This is a genomic window from Fischerella muscicola PCC 7414 (assembly GCF_000317205.1).
Taxonomy (GTDB): Bacteria; Cyanobacteriota; Cyanobacteriia; order Cyanobacteriales; family Nostocaceae; genus Fischerella; species Fischerella muscicola.
The window spans coordinates 21,480-38,081 of the sequence record NZ_AJLK01000134.1 but is presented as its reverse complement, the minus strand read 5'-3'; the positions used below and the strand labels follow the sequence as shown (position 1 = coordinate 38,081).

The window sequence follows — 16,602 nt, the reverse complement described above, 5'->3', positions numbered from 1 at the left end:
CCCACTTAGAAGCTGTCGTTACAAATGCTTGGACGTTAGTTACAACTACCTGATTTTTATTCTGGGGTTTCTTGAGGGGTTTAACCCCCCATTCGCTAGCTGTATGTTGATAAAAGTCACAGAGGTGGCAGCGTATCAATTCCAATAACGTGCTTAGATGATTTGCAAACACAATAAGATCAACAAATGATTGCGGATGCTAATATCGCCATTCGCGCTGACAAAGATAGTCGGATACAGTATACGCTTGAGCTATTCCCAGAATTAAGGGAAATTTATTTTATAGTTATCTAGAGTCAGACATGGAGCGAGAAGTTATTAATATGAGAAAAACTGTTTTTCTGATACTGCCTATTACCCTCATCTTTTCCTCCAACTTTGGAGCGCAAGCTCAACAAGTAGAGTCTTTACGCGATCGCCCTTACTTGGCTTTAGTTAAAGGAGATACACCTAATAGTTGTAGCTTTATGTCTGCCGATCTCTTAGAACGGGTAGCAGATATTGTTCAGGGTTTAGTTTTCGTCCGCCCTGGTGATTCTCTAGAGCGAGTTAGGTATAAAATGCGCTTCGTTCCCGACCAACCTAATGCGACAAATGTGTTGCAATGGACAGCCGTTGCTGGAGGAAACTATACCCAGGCGATCGTAAATCTCCGCAACAATAGTGTCCAATCTCGCAATTTCACAATGGCAATTAATTACAACCAACCGAATGAAAGAAGGTGTCAGTGGGAGGTACGAGAACCGCAACAGGAAATTCTATTGAATTCTCCAACTTCACCTCTAGACCAGTAAACTATAGTAATTGAACTTATTACCAGCCTAAACCACAGTAGTAAGTATTCAAACAGACACGTTATAATTAGGTTTGGCTTGATCCTCCATGGCTGGAAATGACTGATAGTTGCAATTAAAGAAATATCCATCCACCAACTTCTGCAACTTCAAATCAGCAGGTAGTGTCTCTGGCTTGAGTGTCATTAGCTGACACGCGCACCCTCCGGCGCCGTACGAATCAAGAGGTTAAAACCCTTACCCATACAAATGCGAGGACCATCACCAAAGGAAATATATACATCTTTGGGTAGTTGCCTTTCAAAATCCTCTGTACAACGTTCGGTTTGGAAGACTTCGGGATGATCGAAGTATTTAGCATGGCGATGCATTATCCACTCAGGCACATTATATCTGCGTGAATATCATGAACTTCGTCATCGTGTCAGGTTTGCAACATCTGGTCGGTGTACTCCACCATTATTTTGCCGTATCCTTATAATCTGCTTTTGGTGAAACACAGGTTGAACTAGACGACGCTGCCAAAACCAGGATTTTCTGCGGTTAACAACCTTTCATCTAGTAGAGTGTTCAAGTGTTTGAGGTGCGATCGCCCGTGCTTACTTGCGATTCAGGTTAAATCTTCATGTACAAAATTTTCCCCTCGTTTATGAGGGGATGAACAGGGGTTTTTAGGATTCATGCAAGAGGTTTAATACTTTGCCTGTTAACGGTACATCATCAAATGCAGGCTGGCGCAACTCTACACTTCCCTCACTTAACTGTACAAGTTTTGCTACGATCGCATCCAGATTTTTCTTCGCATCGCCAAATAGCATCCGGGTGTTGTCTTTATAAAACAGAGGATTCTCAACACCAGCGTAGCCACTAGCCATACTCCGTTTCATGACTACGACAGTACCAGCTTTCCAGACTTCTAAGACTGGCATACCAGCAATCAGACTCTGAGGATCTTCCAAAGCACTGGGGTTAACAGTGTCGTTTGCACCGATCACCAGCACCACATCAGTTTTGGGAAAGTCCTCGTTAATCTCATCCATTTCTAGGACGATGTCGTAGGGTACATTAGCTTCAGCCAGAAGGACGTTCATATGTCCAGGCATCCTACCAGCTACCGGATGGATGCCAAACCGAACCTGGACGCCGCGATCGCGCAGCAACTTTGTGAGTTCTGATACGGTATGCTGGGCTTGAGCTACTGCCATACCGTAGCCAGGGACAACGATGACACTCTTGGCATTTTGCAACAGTTGCACGGTATCCTCAATTGTTGCTGTAGTGACATTACCCTCCAATTTCTCTCCACTAGGAGTTGCTGCACTTGTTTGCTCACCAAAGCCCCCAAGAATCACGCTGAGGAAGGAACGGTTCATGGCCTTACACATGATATAGCTGAGGATAGCACCACTACTGCCCACCAGCGCCCCCGTAATGATCAGCAAATCGTTCGATAGCATGAAACCAGCGGCGGCGGCTGCCCATCCAGAGTAGCTATTGAGCATGGAGATCACCACTGGCATATCAGCACCACCGATCGCCATCACTAGATGAATGCCCAAGATTGAAGAGATCACAAACATCGCTAACAGCGATTGCAGTCCACTCAGATGTGCTGTTGTCAAAAACTCGAAACCCAGCCATACAGAAGCCGCAATCATCCCCAGGTTGAGCAAGTGTCGCCCTGGCAAAAGCAGAGGTTTGCTGCTGATGATACCCCGCAGTTTGCCAAAGGCAACCACCGAACCTGTGAAGGTGACAGCACCAATAAACACACCCACAAAAATTTCAATTTCGTGAATTGTAGACTCAACTGGGGTGAGTTCTATCGACTCTTGCAGATAATTGGCAATGCCCACCAGAACTGCTGCCATCCCTACAAAGCTGTGTAGAATTGCCACTAGTTCTGGCATCGAGGTCATCGCTACCCGAGAAGCCACAATTGCACCGATGACGGCTCCTGGGATGACAATTGACGTGAGGATGCCGTATGTAGTTACGTCTAGAGAGAATGCGGTAGCAACCAGAGCAATCAGCATACCAACTATGCCGTAAACATTACCTTGGCGAGCAGTTTCCTGATTAGACAGTCCCCCGAGACTGAGAATAAATAAGGCGCTAGCCACTATATAGGCGACTGTCAGTAGATTGTTCGACATAATTCTTTTCTCTCTACTTTTGGAACATCCTGAGCATCCGTTGCGTGACTAGGAAGCCACCAGAAATATTGATTGTCCCGACGAAAATAGCGATCGCTCCTAAGATAGTCGATGAACTTGATACCCCAGACAGTTGCAGCATACCACCAATAATAATGATGCCGCTAATCGCATTGGTGACACTCATCAGTGGTGTATGGAGAGCAGGCTTAACGTTCCAGATCACCTGCCAACCAACAAAGCAAGCCAGAACAAACACAATCAAATGAGATAAGAATGAAACAGGCGCACTTATACCAATACCGACGAGGGCTAAACCAACAAAGATTAGCCATAGCAGGTTACTACTACCCTTTGAGGAACTAGAAGTAGGGGATGGGACAGGGAGATGGGGAGATGGAGGGACAAGGGTAGGCTCTTTCTTCTTTTCCTCCTGCTTCTGTTGTCCTCCTGCGCCCCCTGCTTTCTTCGGTGGCGGCCAGGTAATCTCTCCTTGATGAACTACTAAAGTACCCCGAATCACCTCGTTTTCGAGATCGACTTTGTAGTTTTTCGCTCCTCCCATTTCTTCCAGAAGATGGTAAAGATTGCTGCCATAAAGCTGGCTTGCTTGTTGGGCCATACGGCTGGGTAGGTCAGTCAGACCAACAATCGTCACTCCCTTGTAACAATAAATTTCACCGGGGTGAGTACAGGCACAATTACCGCCCTGTTCTGCGGCCATATCAACAATGACCGATCCCTCCTTCATGCTCTCGACCATTTCCTGTGTAATCAGTACAGGCGCTCTCTTACCTGGGATCAGCGCCGTCGTAATGATAATGTCTACTTCTTGAGCTTGAGCGGCGAACAATTCCATTTCAGCCTTGATAAATTCGTCACTCATGACCTTGGCGTAGCCGCCCTCACCCGTGCCATCTTCAGCAAAATTCAGTTCTAGAAACTCTGCACCTAGACTCTGTACCTGTTCTTTAACTACAAGGCGCGTATCAAAAGCACGAACAATTGCACCTAAGTTCTTGGCGGTACCGATAGCTGCTAGTCCAGCTACACCAGCACCAATCACCAGTACCTTCGCAGGTTGCACCTTTCCGGCTGCCGTAATCTGTCCGTTAAAGAAGCGTCCAAAGTGGTTAGCAGCCTCAATTACAGCGCGGTAGCCAGCAAGATTTGCCATTGAACTTAGGGCATCCATCTTTTGTGCCCTAGTAATGCGCGGTACTGCATCCATTGCTAAAACTGTGGCTTTACGTGCTGCTAGTTTATCGAGTAAATCCGGGTTTTGGGCTGGCCAGATGAAACTGATTTGCGTACCTCCCTCACGCAGTAGTTCGGTTTCATGTTTGCCGACTTCCGGGTGCATTTGCGGTGGACGAACCTTAAGTACAATATCTGACTGTGCCCATAGAGTGGGAGCATCTGGAACAATCGTGCATTCAGCCTGTATATATGCTTCATCTGCAAAGTTTGCATCTGCGCCCGCACGCCTCTCAACTAGTACATCGAAACCAAGCTTCATTAGACGCTTGGCTGTGTCTGGTGTAGCAGCTACACGACGTTCGCCAGGGTAAACTTCTTTGGGAATACCAACCTTCATGTGTGTTCTCCTTTTGATCTCGCTGAGTTTCCCAGGTAAAGAGAGACACTAAATATCATGTCCGCTTGAACACTTGTATTATTCGCCCGTGTCGGTAATGGGTAATTGGTAATGGGAAAAACCAATCCGCGACTGCGTCAGAATAATATCCTAAGCAGTTAGCCGGACTTGATATAACTTATTTAGAGTTTGGATTTAACCATATCACCATGAGTAAGTGTTAATATCTATAGCTGTTTTAATTCTTCACAACAGTAGACAGGAGGTAAGAGGATTTTAGATTCGTTTACTTTTCTTCTTTAAACGCAAAGGGACGGTAGGGGCGTAGACGCGCTTTGCGCGGCTTCAAGGCAGAGTAGCATTTGTGTCAATATTTATAGCTAAAATAATCATCTTTCTACACAAATGCTTCGCCCGTACGCGCAGAGTTACGCAGAGTGTTTCTCAGGTATAATTCTTTCACCTTCTGCCCTCTGCCATCTGCCCTCTGCCTTTGCTCTCCTGACTGCCTTGCAAATATTCCTCCAAAGTAAAGGAATCTACTTGAATTGCATCATTACGGGCAAACTCTGCTTCACAGATGAGTTCAACTTCTTTGTTACTAATCACTCCGGCTTGGAGGGCGGCTGCAATCAGTTCGTCGGGTTTTTGCTGTGGTAGTTTCTCTGTGTGGCTGGCATTTTTGAGCTTTTTGAGTAGTGGTTCAGCTTGGGATAACAAGATGAAAGCTTTTTCTAAACGTCCCAATGCTTCTTCGCTACTAGTAGGAATATAAATTCCTGCGGTGAGGCGATCGCGTATTTGTCCGGGAGTTTGTAGTTTCCGGGCAACTTCACTGCCAAGTTTATCATTGGGTAGGGAACCAATGGGATTCAGTCGCCACCACCAACTTACAGGCCCAGCAAACAGTGTACCTAGAACTGGTACAGAGAGATTCTGGAAAATTCCCTCAAAGGCTGACTGGATTTGAGCAAAAGCGTACTGCATTACCCAGTGAACAAAAGGTAAGTCTTCTGGTTTTCGCCCTTCGGCTTCAAAGCGTCTTAGGGTTGCAGTTGCTAAGTACATCCAGGTGAGAATATCCGCAAACCTGCCTGTCAGCTTTTCTCGTCGCTTCAATGTGCCACCAAAGGAAAAGATAGTGATGTCAGTCAGTAAGGCAAAGGTAGCAGATGCCCACTCTAGTTTGCGGTAATATTTAGCTGTTGCACCTGGGACGGGAGAGTGTGCGAAATACCCACGGGAAATACTGAGAATCAAGGCGCGAAAAGTATTACGTACCGTCAGTCCAAGATGATGCCAGAAAGCTTGATCAAAGGCTGTGACATCTGATTGATCCAGCGCTGTAATCTCCTGATAAATATAAGGATGACAGCGAATCGCTCCTTGTCCAAAAATCATTAAGGTGCGGGTGAGAATGTTTGCGCCTTCGACGGTAATCGAAATTGGGGTGGCTGTATAAATATTTGCTAATAAATTTCTGGGGCCGCGACAAATCCCTGCACCGCCCATAATATCCATGCCGTCGTTAATAATTTTGCGGGAGAGTTCTGTCAAACTGTATTTAGCGATCGCCGAAATGACTGCTGGTTGTTCTCCTTGATCTACTGCACCACAGGTATAAGTACGCACAGCTTCCATTAAGTAGGTGAGACCGCCAATGCGTGCTAGAGGTTCTTCTACACCTTCAAAACGACCAATCGACAAACCAAATTGTTGCCGGACTACAGCATAAGCCCCTGTAACTCTCGCTACTAATTTTGCTACTCCCGTACAGCTAGCCGGGAAGCTAATTCCCCGACCTGCTGCCAAAGTTTGCATCAGCATTTTCCAGCCATTACCCGCCTGTTCTACACCGCCGATAATTTGGTCAACGCTCACGACAACGTTATGTCCTTCCGTGGGGGAATTGTAAAAAGGCACACCCATCGGATCGTGGCGCCTACCCATGCTCACGCCTGGTGTATCGGTAGGAATTAAAACGCAAGTAATGCCAACTTCTTTACCTTTACCCAAGTAATTTTCCGGATCACGTAATTTGAAAGCTAGTCCTAAGAGAGTGGCGATCGCAGCTAAGGTAATATATCGCTTCTTCCAATTCAGACGCAAATAAAGCTTGCCATCCTCGCCTCTAAACACGATTCCTTCAGACTTGATACTGGCTGCATCTGAACCGGCAGTTGGTTCTGTCAGCGCAAAACAAGGAATTTCTTCACCCCGTGCCAGGCGCGGTAGGTAATAATTTTTCTGTTCCTGTGTACCGTAGCGGAGTAATAATTTTGCCGGGCCCAATGAGTTTGTCACCCCCACAGTTGCGATATGGGTAAAAGAACGAGATGCCAACTTCGTCATCACATTGCTGTAGGCAAAGTTAGAAAATCCCAAACCGCCATATTCTTCGGGTATCATCATCCCCAAAAACCGCTCTTTTTTGAGATAGTCCCAAACTTCCGGCGGTAAATCCTTGCGACGGTAAATTTCCCAATCACTCACCATGCGACAAACTTGTTCCACCGGGCCATCGAGAAATGCTTGCAATTCTGGTGTGACTTGGGGATATGGTTCTTGATTAATTCTTTGGAAGTCTGGTTTCCCAGAAAAAAATTCTCCATCTACCCAAACATTTCCCGCTTCAATTGCAGCCCGTTCAGTATCAGAGATTTTTGGTAATAAATTCAAGGCTTTAATGGCTTTAATCAATGGGGATGTGATCAGCTTTTGCCGCAGAATAGGGATATTGAATATGCAAGCGATCGCACCAAAAATCACCCAAATCCAGATCGGGGTCTGAAAAAATACTAGCAATGCTGCCAAATAAACCGACCAAACCCACAAAGGAACACCGATATAACCAAGTAATAGTAGTAGGAAAATTAGCGTAGAAATAACTACGGTTGGATGAATAAGGTTCATTATAATTTCACCGTTATTTGTAAAATGAACTCACGCACCAGACGCAGAGGCACAGAGTAGAGAAATAGAGTATAAAATATAACAATTTATTCCTTCTGCCCTCTGCCCTCTGCCTCCTGCCCTCTGCCTCCTGCCCTCTGCCCTCTGCCTTCTGCCTCCTGCCCTCTGCCCTCTGCCCTCTGCCCTCTGCCCTCTGCCTCCTGCCTCCTCTGCCCTCTGCCCTCTGCCCTCTGCCCTCTGCCTCCTGCCTTCTGTCCTAAATCATCAAATTCTCAAACACAGCTGCTGCACCCATTCCCCCACCAACACACATCGTTACCAAACCATAACGGACACTACGCCGTTTCATTTCATGGAGGAGAGTAGCTGTGAGTTTCGCACCAGTGCAACCGAGAGGATGGCCAAGGGCGATCGCACCACCGTTGACATTGACAATTTCCTCGTTAAGTCCGAGTTTGCGAATCACAGCCAAGGTTTGGGCAGCAAAGGCTTCATTGAGTTCAATCAAGCCAATGTCATTTAAAGTCAAACCCACCTGTTTTAAAACTTTAGGTACAGCTTCCACCGGGCCAATACCCATCACTTCTGGTGCTACACCCGCAACCGCATAGCCTAACATCTTACCCATCGGACGGAGATCAAGCATCCGCACCATGCGATCGCTCATTACCACTGTTGCTGCTGCACCGTCTGACATTTGCGATGAGTTACCGGCTGTCACACCACCGCCCACACGAAATACAGGCGATAATTTCATCAAGGCTTCCATACTGGTATCAGGACGCGGCCCTTCATCCACCGTAAAGACCTTTTCTACCGGTCGTGGAGTGCCATCAATATAGAGGATGTCCCGGACTTCGAGTGGTACGATTTCTTCTGTAAACCGACCTTGCCTAATGGCAACTAAAGCTTTTTGATGGGAACGTAAAGCAAAAGCATCCTGTTCTTGGCGGGAGATTTCGTAGTACTGCATGACGTTTTCGGCTGTAATACCCATCGTGCAGTAAACCTTGGGCGTATCTATCATCATTCTTGGGTTGGGGGCCAAATAATGTCCTCCCATTGGAATCAAACTCATAGACTCCGCACCACCCGCAACAATGACTTCCGCCTGTCCTACCGTAATTGCTTGGGTTGCGATTGCGATACTTTGCAACCCCGAAGCACAGAATCGATTTACAGTCATACCTGCTACAGAATCAGGTAAACCTGCACGTTGGGCAATTAACCGCCCGATATTAAATCCCTGTTCTGCTTCCGGAAAAGCACAACCCATAATTACATCATCAATGTATACAGGCTCTAAGTCTTTAACTCGTTCAATGGCTGCTTTGACAACAACTGCACCCATATCATCCGGACGCATATTGTGTAACGTACCCCGTGGCGCTTTTCCTACAGGTGTGCGGACACTGCTAACTATATAAGCTTCTTTCATAAATAACTCCGACCAATGTTTAAATGTGTTGATCATTAAGGCAGAGGGCAGGAGGCAGAGGGCAGAAGGAAAAGAATGAGGGCTGAAGGGAATAATTAAGGCAGATGATCGATTTTCAAGGGTACAAGGGAATAATTAACGAAGAAACTAAATAGTCGAAGAAAGAAGTAAGCGTTAGAAGATTAATTTTTTATCAATTCTTACTTCTTAATTTGAAAGCTTTCTGCCCTCTGCCTCCTGCCCTCTGCCTCCTGCCCTCTACCTCCTGCCCTCTGCCTCCTCTTAGTTTCTGAGAGGTTTCTTCGTTTTCAACATATAAGCAATCCGTTCTTGCGTTTTTGGTTGCTGTAATAGTGGCAAAAACGCCTCTCTTTCTAATCTCAATAAGTAGTTTTCATCAACCAAAGCAGGTACAGTCAATTCTCCGCCTGTCATCACATAAGCTAAGCGACTAGCTAAATAACTGTCATACTCCGAAATAAAACCTCCCTGCTGCATGACATATGCGGCGTGTTCCAACATTGCCCGTGCTGGAAGACCTAGCACCATGACGGCGTTACGTTTTGGTGGTGGCATGTAACCTATGCGGTCTAAACACAGCACTTCCGCTTTCGCTACAGTCAAAAGTCGGTCAGCATTCATCACAATTTTGGTTGTGGGTGAGAGGAAGCCTAATTCTTGCCCTTCATGGGCGCTACTGGAAACTTTGGCCATGCCAACAGTTTCAAACACTTTTCGCAGGAAGGGTTGAATATCTTGTGGTGATTCGCTGGCGGCTTTATCCGCTGCCCAAGTCACCATCCGCATGATGCCACCGCCTCCAGGAATCAAACCGACGCCGAGTTCTACCAGTCCGATGTAAGTTTCTGCGGCTGCGACTACATGAGGACAAGCCAAGACTAACTCACAACCTCCGCCTAAAACTCGTCCGACAATTGCGGCGACAATTGGTTTCGGGAAATATTTCATGCGTTGCAGTAAGGTTTGGAATTTGACGATTAAATCGGCGATGCCTTTACCGTTATCTGTCTGGGCTAACATGGCCATTTCTGCCAAATTCGCCCCTCCAGAGAAGTTGGCACTGTCGTTACCTATGACTAATCCTCGATAATCACCGTTTTCGACAATATCTAATACTTTGGCTAAGCCTTCTACTACTTTTAAAGTCAGGGTATTGCCTTTGGAATGAAACTCGTACAAAACAACTCCATCGCCCAAGTCCAACAAAGAAGCTTCTGAGTTTTGCCACAAGATATTTTTGGCATCTTCTTTAATGGCTGCTATCTGAATTTCATCTGTTGGGGCTTTTGGCTGTTCGCTGATGCAGACTGCACAAGCATCAACTACCTTTTGTTCAGCCCAAGATAGTCGGTCTTTTTGATAGAAACTTTGCACACCAGAATCGTGCATCTTTTCTACCCACTCAGGCACAGATATACCAGCCGCTTTCATATCTGCCAATACAGTTTCAAAGCCCAAGACATCCCAAATTTCAAACGGGCCGAGTTCCCAGCCAAAACCCCACCGGATTGCCCGGTCAATATCTGCTGGTCTGTCGGCAATTTCCGGGATGCGACGGGCGCTGTAACCCAGAATTTCTAAGGTTAATTTGCGGAAGAATACACCAGCACGACTAGAATCATGGTAGAGTTTGCGTAAGTGATCGCCTAAATCATCAATTTTCCCAATTGCCTCAATATCCCCTAAATCAAGCGGTTTCGCTGCTTCGTAAGCCAGTGTCGTCGGATTAATCGAGAGAATTTCCTTACCTTGCTTTTTGTAAAATCCTTGACCTGTTTTTGCTCCTAACGACCCAGTTTCTACGAGTTTCTTCAGTAACTCTGGCACTCGAAAGACTTCCTGGCTTTCATCGTGGGGAATAGCTGGGTAAAGGTTGCGTGCTACATACATCAAAGTATCTAACCCCACCAAATCAGCCGTGCGAAATGTCGCTGATTTCGGTCGTCCAGCAATCACCCCTGTTAATGTATCAATTTCTTCAATTGTGTAACCTTGCTCAGTCACACCCCGGATACCCAGCATAGTTGCATACATACCTATGCGGTTGGCTATAAAGTTGGGGGTATCTTTGGCTACTACTACGCCTTTACCAAGATGCATCCAAGCAAACCACTGCATTTTTTCCAGGATTTGCGGCTCAGTATCCGGTGTCGGAATTAACTCTAGTAACTTTAAGTAGCGCGGCGGATTAAAAAAGTGAGTTCCTAAAAACCTCTTCCGAAAAGACTCAGAACGTCCTTGAGCAATTTCATGAACAGGTAGACCACTAGTATTAGTAGACACTACAGTATCATCCCTAATTACACTTTCTACCCGCGCCAGCAAATCTTGTTTAATAGCGAGATTTTCAACTACAACTTCTATTACCCAATCAACATCAGCAATGCGGTGAAAATGCTCGTCAAAATTCCCCAAAATAACACGACGGGCTGTTTTTTCTGTAAATAAAATCGGTGGAGACTGCTTAATAGCCTTTTTAAAAGCTGTTTCTACAACATCATTTTTATTGTCGCCTTGAGCCGCAATATCTAATAAATGAACTGTTAATCCCGCATTAGCTAAATGGGCGGCAATTTGTGAACCCATCACTCCCGCACCCAATACTGCGGCTTTTTGGAACGGCTTATACATACATCACCCTTCCTTCTTCAATTTTGGATTTTGGATTGATTGAATACCTAAAAATAATTCAATACAGTTCAGTTAAACAAATTTTTCCTTCTCTTTCTCTTCTCTCTGTGTCCTCTGCGCCTCTGCGGTTCATTTAAATCTTAGCTCCTTCACCACAAACCTAATATCTAAGAACTCAGAGATTGAGCAAACGCAGGACATGAAAACCTCTGATTCACCGGACATAAATTATCTATTTGTTCTATTGTGACATTCTCATGTTTTTGCATCCTCTTATCTTCATATATTGCATTAATTTCTTCAGTAAATACTTCTAAAATTTTGCCTCTATTTACCTCCTGATTTAACGTTATTACTCCATTCTCAACAGTGAATTTGGCATAAATTAGCCGAAATTTTTTTACCGTTGACCAATGAGGTAAATGACAATTCGCTTCATCCACCAACGCTTGATATAAAGCAACGATGCAAGGATGCTTCAGTAATTCTTCAATTGGTAAATCAATTCCTATTGATAAAGCCTGCTGCTGTAAATTATCTAAATTAGGAAAAATCAGCATGGCACAAAACTTACGATCAGCCCCGACAGTCACAGCTTTTGTTACTAAAGGAGATTTTTCTAGCCTGCTTTCTATTGGTTGCGGTGTGACATACTTACCTGTAGAAAGTTTAAAACGGCTTTTCTTCAAACCAGTAATCTTGAGAAAACCGTCAGAAGTAAATTCCCCTAAATCGCCTGTATGTAACCAACCTTCAGTGTCGATTAGTTGCTGGGTAGCTTGTGGGTTTTTGTAATAGCCTTGAGTAATGTAAGGACTTCTGGTGAGAATTTCCCCATCTTCGGCTATCGTAATTTCTACGCCAGCGATCGCTACACCAACAGTTCCAGCACGATTGAATTGACCACGATTACAAGTTACGGCAGAACTAGTTTCTGTTAAACCATAGCCTTGTAAAATTTTTATTCCCGCAGCCGCAAATAAATTCGCAATTTCTGCTTTTAAAGCTGCACCTCCGCTAATTAGGTATTTGATATTGTCACCAAAGACAGCACGCCACTGGGAAAATACGAACCTATCTGCCAATTTCAACATCAAAGCATATCGACGTTGTGGTATTTTTCCTAATTCATATTTTTGGGCTATTTTGATTGCCCAATTCATCACCGATTGAGATAAGAGAAGATAGAATTGACGCGCAGAAATAGCATTGTGTGGCGAAAGTAAATGGGTTTTTAGGGTTCTCCCTGTAGTAGATAACCGAACAGTGGCTTCTCGCCAAGTAGCAAGCGAGGTTTTTCTCACCCAGTTGGTAGAAAACTTTAAGGATGACAATGTAATATTAGGACGGGGCAATTTTACCCGTAGATGTTTTTCTTTTTTGCTCTGTTCCTGATTTTTTTCTCCTGCTTCTAAAAGCTTGTGATAAATTTTTTCTAAGAGCAAAGGAACTGTAGCAAATATTGTTGGCTTTACTTCTTTTAGGTGTTTTAATACCCGATTAGAATTGCTGAAATAAATGCTGTGACCATAACTAATATGTCCATAGACAAGGACACGAGCAAAAACATGGGTTAATGGCAGAAAAGAAAGAACTATTTCCTCTGTCCCCAATCCCAAATCAGGTATTCCTGTAAACATTGCCAATGCATTAGCAGAGAGATTTTCATGGGTAAGCATTACCCCTTGAGGTTCTCCAGTAGTTCCAGGAATATAAATAATCGTGGCAAGGTTATTAGCTATCAGTTTGGTATTCAGTTCCTGAAAACTAAATTCAGAATTTTTTTTCCGTCCCTGAGAGCGAATTTCCTCTAGTGAAAAAACTTGAATACATTGCGGAATATCTATAACTGATTGTGCAGCCGCTGCTGGTGAGTGTGAGGTTGGTAGCGACAAACAAAGATTATCAGGAATAATCTTATTTTGATCATTTAGTATCTTTTCATATTCCCCACTTTGTTGACAGGTTAATTGTTGTCGCCTTTGATGCCACTCAATAGGCACATCAGCAACTATTACTGTTTTGAGATGGGTAGCATTTTGCAGGTAAGGAATGATTTGAGAGAGCAAGTCTAGATCAGAAATAATCAGCGCCTTGGCTTCTGTGTGCTGCAAAATGAAAATAATGTGTTCAATTGTTTGGGTTAAATCAATTGGCACATTCACCAAACCTGCAAGCAAGGAACCCATGTCAGCAATGCAAAAATTAACATCGCTGTGCATGAGTAAAGCAATGCGATTGCCTGCTTCTAGTTGCAAATCCAGCAAGCCTAATGCCAATTCTGTCGCAGCCGTGCGAAATTCGTGATTAGATAAAGCTTGCCAGCCTGTTTGTGTAACTTGATTGAAAGCGCGGGAGTTGGGAGTGCGATCGCACGCTTCATCTAATAAGGAAGGCAAAGTACGCCCTAACACTACTTCTCCAGAGTTGGGAGGCGCTTTATAAATCTGATTTGTACATAACATTTTCTCCAAGAAGAGTTTCTGACTCTTCCCCTCGTTATCAGTAAGAAAGGGAATAGGGAACGCTTAACAGGAAAATCAAATACTAGTTCCATCCAGCAATCCTAAATCATTTGTGAGATAGGAAAATATTTGCCTAGTTCCCAATATATTCTTTTCCTATGAAATAGGAAGGATAATCAATTATCTCAAGATTGTTGGGCTAAAATTAATGCCAAATTAGGTACATTTAAGATGCAGACTTTGAATACCTAAGTCTTGAAAATTAATAAATTTCTCCTTTCAAGTTTGTATCTATTAAAAATAGAATTCATCTCAGTTTAAGGCTTAGGCTTATTTCATGCCTACATGTCTTAAACTAAGGTCTTTTGTACTAATAATAATGTAGACCATGCTGGGGATCAACGACAAGCTTTGTATCTTTTTCGCAAAGAAACCCATCTAACGAGTCAAAGGTTTGGTCTTAAAAGTAGGTATTTTTATCAGACACCTTGATGATTGATTTTCTATTTCTCCATCCAAATGTCTTTCTAGCCAATTCTCCAAATCTACAAGTATCTTTTGGTAATTGAGATCCAGGTGAAAGTCGTGGTAGTCACCGGGATACTCATAGCTTTCTTTGTCAGGAAAGGCTATTTTTTGGAAAAACGCTACACAACCTTCTGGCGGTGCGATCTTATCTTCACTGCTATAGAGAATAAGCAAAGGCACTTGTAACTCACAAGCATGAGTTTCAACCCATTTTTCAGTGGCAAAAAACTCCGCAGCCAGTCGCGCACTGCCATACTCATGCCTTAATGGGTCTTGAATGGTGAGATAATTCTGGCCTCGCAAATTTTTACCCTTATCAAAACCTACTTTCAGACTAAAGTTTGGCCAGACTTGTGAAAGCATTCGCCCTAATGCCACTTTTAACAGAGGCAGGTTAACTTTTCCTAAAGCAGGTGCTGTCAGGATCAATCCCTGCAAGCTTTGAGGAAAGCGTAAGGCGTAATCTACAGCTATGACTGCGCCTAAACTGTGACCCCACAAAAAATATGCACAGCCAAAACTTTGTTCCTGAATATGTGTCAAAAAGGTATGCAAATCTTCTCGCAACTCTGCCCAAGAATTTATATGCCCTCGTTGTCCAGGCGATCGCCCATGTCCTCTTAGATCAAAAGCGTAGACAGCATAACCCAAGGGCAATAAATGCTGCACGGCATTAATAAATAATCCGCTATGCGCTCCCAAGCCGTGTACTATAGCAATAATTGCCCGTAATTCTCCCTCTGGCTGCCAGCTTTGATAATAAAGATTAAGCCCTCCTGCTCCTGCGAAGGTTCCTTCGATGTGTGTCATTGCTGTACCTACCAAATGCGTTTTTCTACAATTTAGGCTCAAGACGCAATTGGAGTTTTTTGGTTGTAGTTCCTGCAATTAGTAGCCTTTGTAATGTAGCGATCGCTAAAGTTTTGCTACAAATTATGACAACTAATCAGCTATTACTTAGTTAAGATTTTACCTGAGTAGATATGCTCTTACCATTTGGTCGCTGCTTTACGGCATTTACCAAATTAAGCATCAATTCTACCTATGTAAAAATGTTAGCATCAGCAATTTGCGTCTTGAAACCTTGATACAAATTGATTCAGAAATTTGTTAGGTCTCAAAACTTAGGTTTTAAAAGTTATTGTGCATCTTTGTACTAATAAATATAGCTTATTTGTATCGAACCATCATCTAACGATTTGAGGATATAGCAGTCCACTTTGATTTTGTGGAATTAATCGTAGAGGTAGGCAATAGGGAATAGGGAACTCTTAACAGGCACTCTTACACTAGGAAAGAAGGCTCTTCGGTTTACATGAAATAATTTATACGTAATCTCAAATTATACTAGTAAAATAAAGTTTGGTTGCAATTGCCTACATTGCACATTTTTAGCCCATTGTAAAAGCGCCTGTTATCTATCAAGGTGTAGGCGATCGCTAAGTACAACTTTTAATCAGCTTTATTCCCTTTTAACACTTGATCTAGCAGGTTTCTAGCAGGTTGTGCTTTCGCCAACGCTGCTTGATGTTCACTATAAGTACGAACCAGACGAACAAGACCACTGACACCTGACTTGATTTGCTCAAGTTCTTCACCAACAAGCAATTCTCCATCAAGCATCCGCATCAGTAAAGGTTTAATGTCACCCACTTCCTGCCGGACTTTTTGAAGCTTTTCTACAGTACTTAGTAAAGTTTTTAGAGAATTCAGTATGTCATCAATATCCTGGATCTCTTCCACTTGTTCAGACGAGTCTTTAATTGCTGCTGTATCTTCAGAATTTAAAATCTCCGGTGAAACTTCCGCTGATGTTTCATTTTTTAACCCGTTTGTCCGTGGCATCAACACTTCCTCAAGAAATCTTCCCTAGTTTATCATCTATTCCCAGTAACCCAAGATAGTATTGTTATAATTTTTTAGATACAATGCTCGTGGGATGTGCGGTACATTTGCTCAATGAAATACTCGCATCTACAATCTGTGTTCATCGGTGTTCATCTGTGTTCGTAATTAAGAATTATCCTGATTTTTGCAGTAAATCTAATATTTAGAGCCT

10 protein-coding genes are annotated in these 16,602 nt (G+C 43.7%); 1 reads left to right on the top strand and 9 read right to left on the bottom strand.

Annotated features, from left to right (window positions below):
- Positions 1 to 323 precede the first annotated feature (323 nt).
- Positions 324 to 794 carry a hypothetical protein gene (locus UYI_RS0121875; protein ID WP_026086101.1) on the top strand — a complete coding sequence of 157 codons (471 nt, stop codon included), beginning with the start codon at positions 324 to 326 and terminating at the stop codon, positions 792 to 794.
- Positions 795 to 979: 185 nt separating this feature from the next.
- On the opposite strand, the gene UYI_RS0121865 is transcribed toward UYI_RS0121875, so the two are convergent.
- The 9 genes from UYI_RS0121865 to UYI_RS0121825 all read right to left on the bottom strand — a co-directional run bounded on the left by UYI_RS0121865 (position 980) and on the right by UYI_RS0121825 (position 16,388).
- The gene (locus UYI_RS0121865) at positions 980 to 1,180 is read right to left on the bottom strand and encodes a cytochrome P450 (protein WP_085948359.1); all 201 of its coding nucleotides are present in this window, start codon (positions 1,178 to 1,180) and stop codon (positions 980 to 982) included.
- Between the two features lie 285 nt (positions 1,181 to 1,465).
- Complete coding sequence (gene pntB, locus UYI_RS0121860; RefSeq protein ID WP_016868813.1) at positions 1,466 to 2,950, bottom strand: Re/Si-specific NAD(P)(+) transhydrogenase subunit beta; 1,485 nt, start codon at positions 2,948 to 2,950, stop codon at positions 1,466 to 1,468.
- Between the two features lie 13 nt (positions 2,951 to 2,963).
- Positions 2,964 to 4,547, bottom strand: a complete 1,584-nt coding sequence (gene pntA, locus UYI_RS0121855; RefSeq protein WP_016868811.1) for a Re/Si-specific NAD(P)(+) transhydrogenase subunit alpha — start codon at positions 4,545 to 4,547, stop codon at positions 2,964 to 2,966.
- Positions 4,548 to 5,006: 459 nt separating this feature from the next.
- Positions 5,007 to 7,460 (bottom strand): acyl-CoA dehydrogenase, encoded by a 2,454-nt coding sequence (locus UYI_RS0121850; RefSeq protein WP_016868810.1) that lies wholly within the window; start codon positions 7,458 to 7,460, stop codon positions 5,007 to 5,009.
- A gap of 256 nt (positions 7,461 to 7,716) precedes the next feature.
- Positions 7,717 to 8,898: a thiolase family protein gene (locus UYI_RS0121845; protein ID WP_016868809.1), complete on the bottom strand. Its 1,182-nt coding sequence runs from the start codon at positions 8,896 to 8,898 to the stop codon at positions 7,717 to 7,719.
- A gap of 282 nt (positions 8,899 to 9,180) precedes the next feature.
- A complete protein-coding gene (locus UYI_RS0121840; protein ID WP_016868808.1) occupies positions 9,181 to 11,550 on the bottom strand; it encodes a 3-hydroxyacyl-CoA dehydrogenase/enoyl-CoA hydratase family protein in 2,370 nt (789 codons plus the stop codon).
- A 167-nt stretch (positions 11,551 to 11,717) separates the two neighbouring features.
- The gene (locus UYI_RS0121835) at positions 11,718 to 14,015 is read right to left on the bottom strand and encodes an AMP-dependent synthetase/ligase (RefSeq protein ID WP_016868807.1); all 2,298 of its coding nucleotides are present in this window, start codon (positions 14,013 to 14,015) and stop codon (positions 11,718 to 11,720) included.
- A gap of 438 nt (positions 14,016 to 14,453) precedes the next feature.
- Positions 14,454 to 15,353, bottom strand: coding sequence for an alpha/beta hydrolase (locus UYI_RS0121830; protein ID WP_016868806.1), 900 nt, complete (start codon positions 15,351 to 15,353; stop codon positions 14,454 to 14,456).
- A gap of 642 nt (positions 15,354 to 15,995) precedes the next feature.
- Positions 15,996 to 16,388, bottom strand: coding sequence for a hypothetical protein (locus tag UYI_RS0121825; protein WP_016868805.1), 393 nt, complete (start codon positions 16,386 to 16,388; stop codon positions 15,996 to 15,998).
- Between the last annotated feature and the right edge of the window lie 214 nt (positions 16,389 to 16,602).

Excerpts from the sequence above, each read along its gene's own strand:
- UYI_RS0121875 (WP_026086101.1), top strand. The coding sequence starts at position 324 with ATGAGAAAAACTGTTTTTCTGATACTGCCTATTACCCTCATCTTTTCC.
- pntB (WP_016868813.1), bottom strand. The coding sequence starts at position 2,950 with ATGTCGAACAATCTACTGACAGTCGCCTATATAGTGGCTAGCGCCTTA.
- pntA (WP_016868811.1), bottom strand. The coding sequence starts at position 4,547 with ATGAAGGTTGGTATTCCCAAAGAAGTTTACCCTGGCGAACGTCGTGTA.
- UYI_RS0121850 (WP_016868810.1), bottom strand. The coding sequence starts at position 7,460 with ATGAACCTTATTCATCCAACCGTAGTTATTTCTACGCTAATTTTCCTA.
- UYI_RS0121845 (WP_016868809.1), bottom strand. The coding sequence starts at position 8,898 with ATGAAAGAAGCTTATATAGTTAGCAGTGTCCGCACACCTGTAGGAAAA.
- UYI_RS0121840 (WP_016868808.1), bottom strand. The coding sequence starts at position 11,550 with ATGTATAAGCCGTTCCAAAAAGCCGCAGTATTGGGTGCGGGAGTGATG.
- UYI_RS0121835 (WP_016868807.1), bottom strand. The coding sequence starts at position 14,015 with ATGTTATGTACAAATCAGATTTATAAAGCGCCTCCCAACTCTGGAGAA.
- UYI_RS0121830 (WP_016868806.1), bottom strand. The coding sequence starts at position 15,353 with ATGACACACATCGAAGGAACCTTCGCAGGAGCAGGAGGGCTTAATCTT.
- UYI_RS0121825 (WP_016868805.1), bottom strand. The coding sequence starts at position 16,388 with ATGCCACGGACAAACGGGTTAAAAAATGAAACATCAGCGGAAGTTTCA.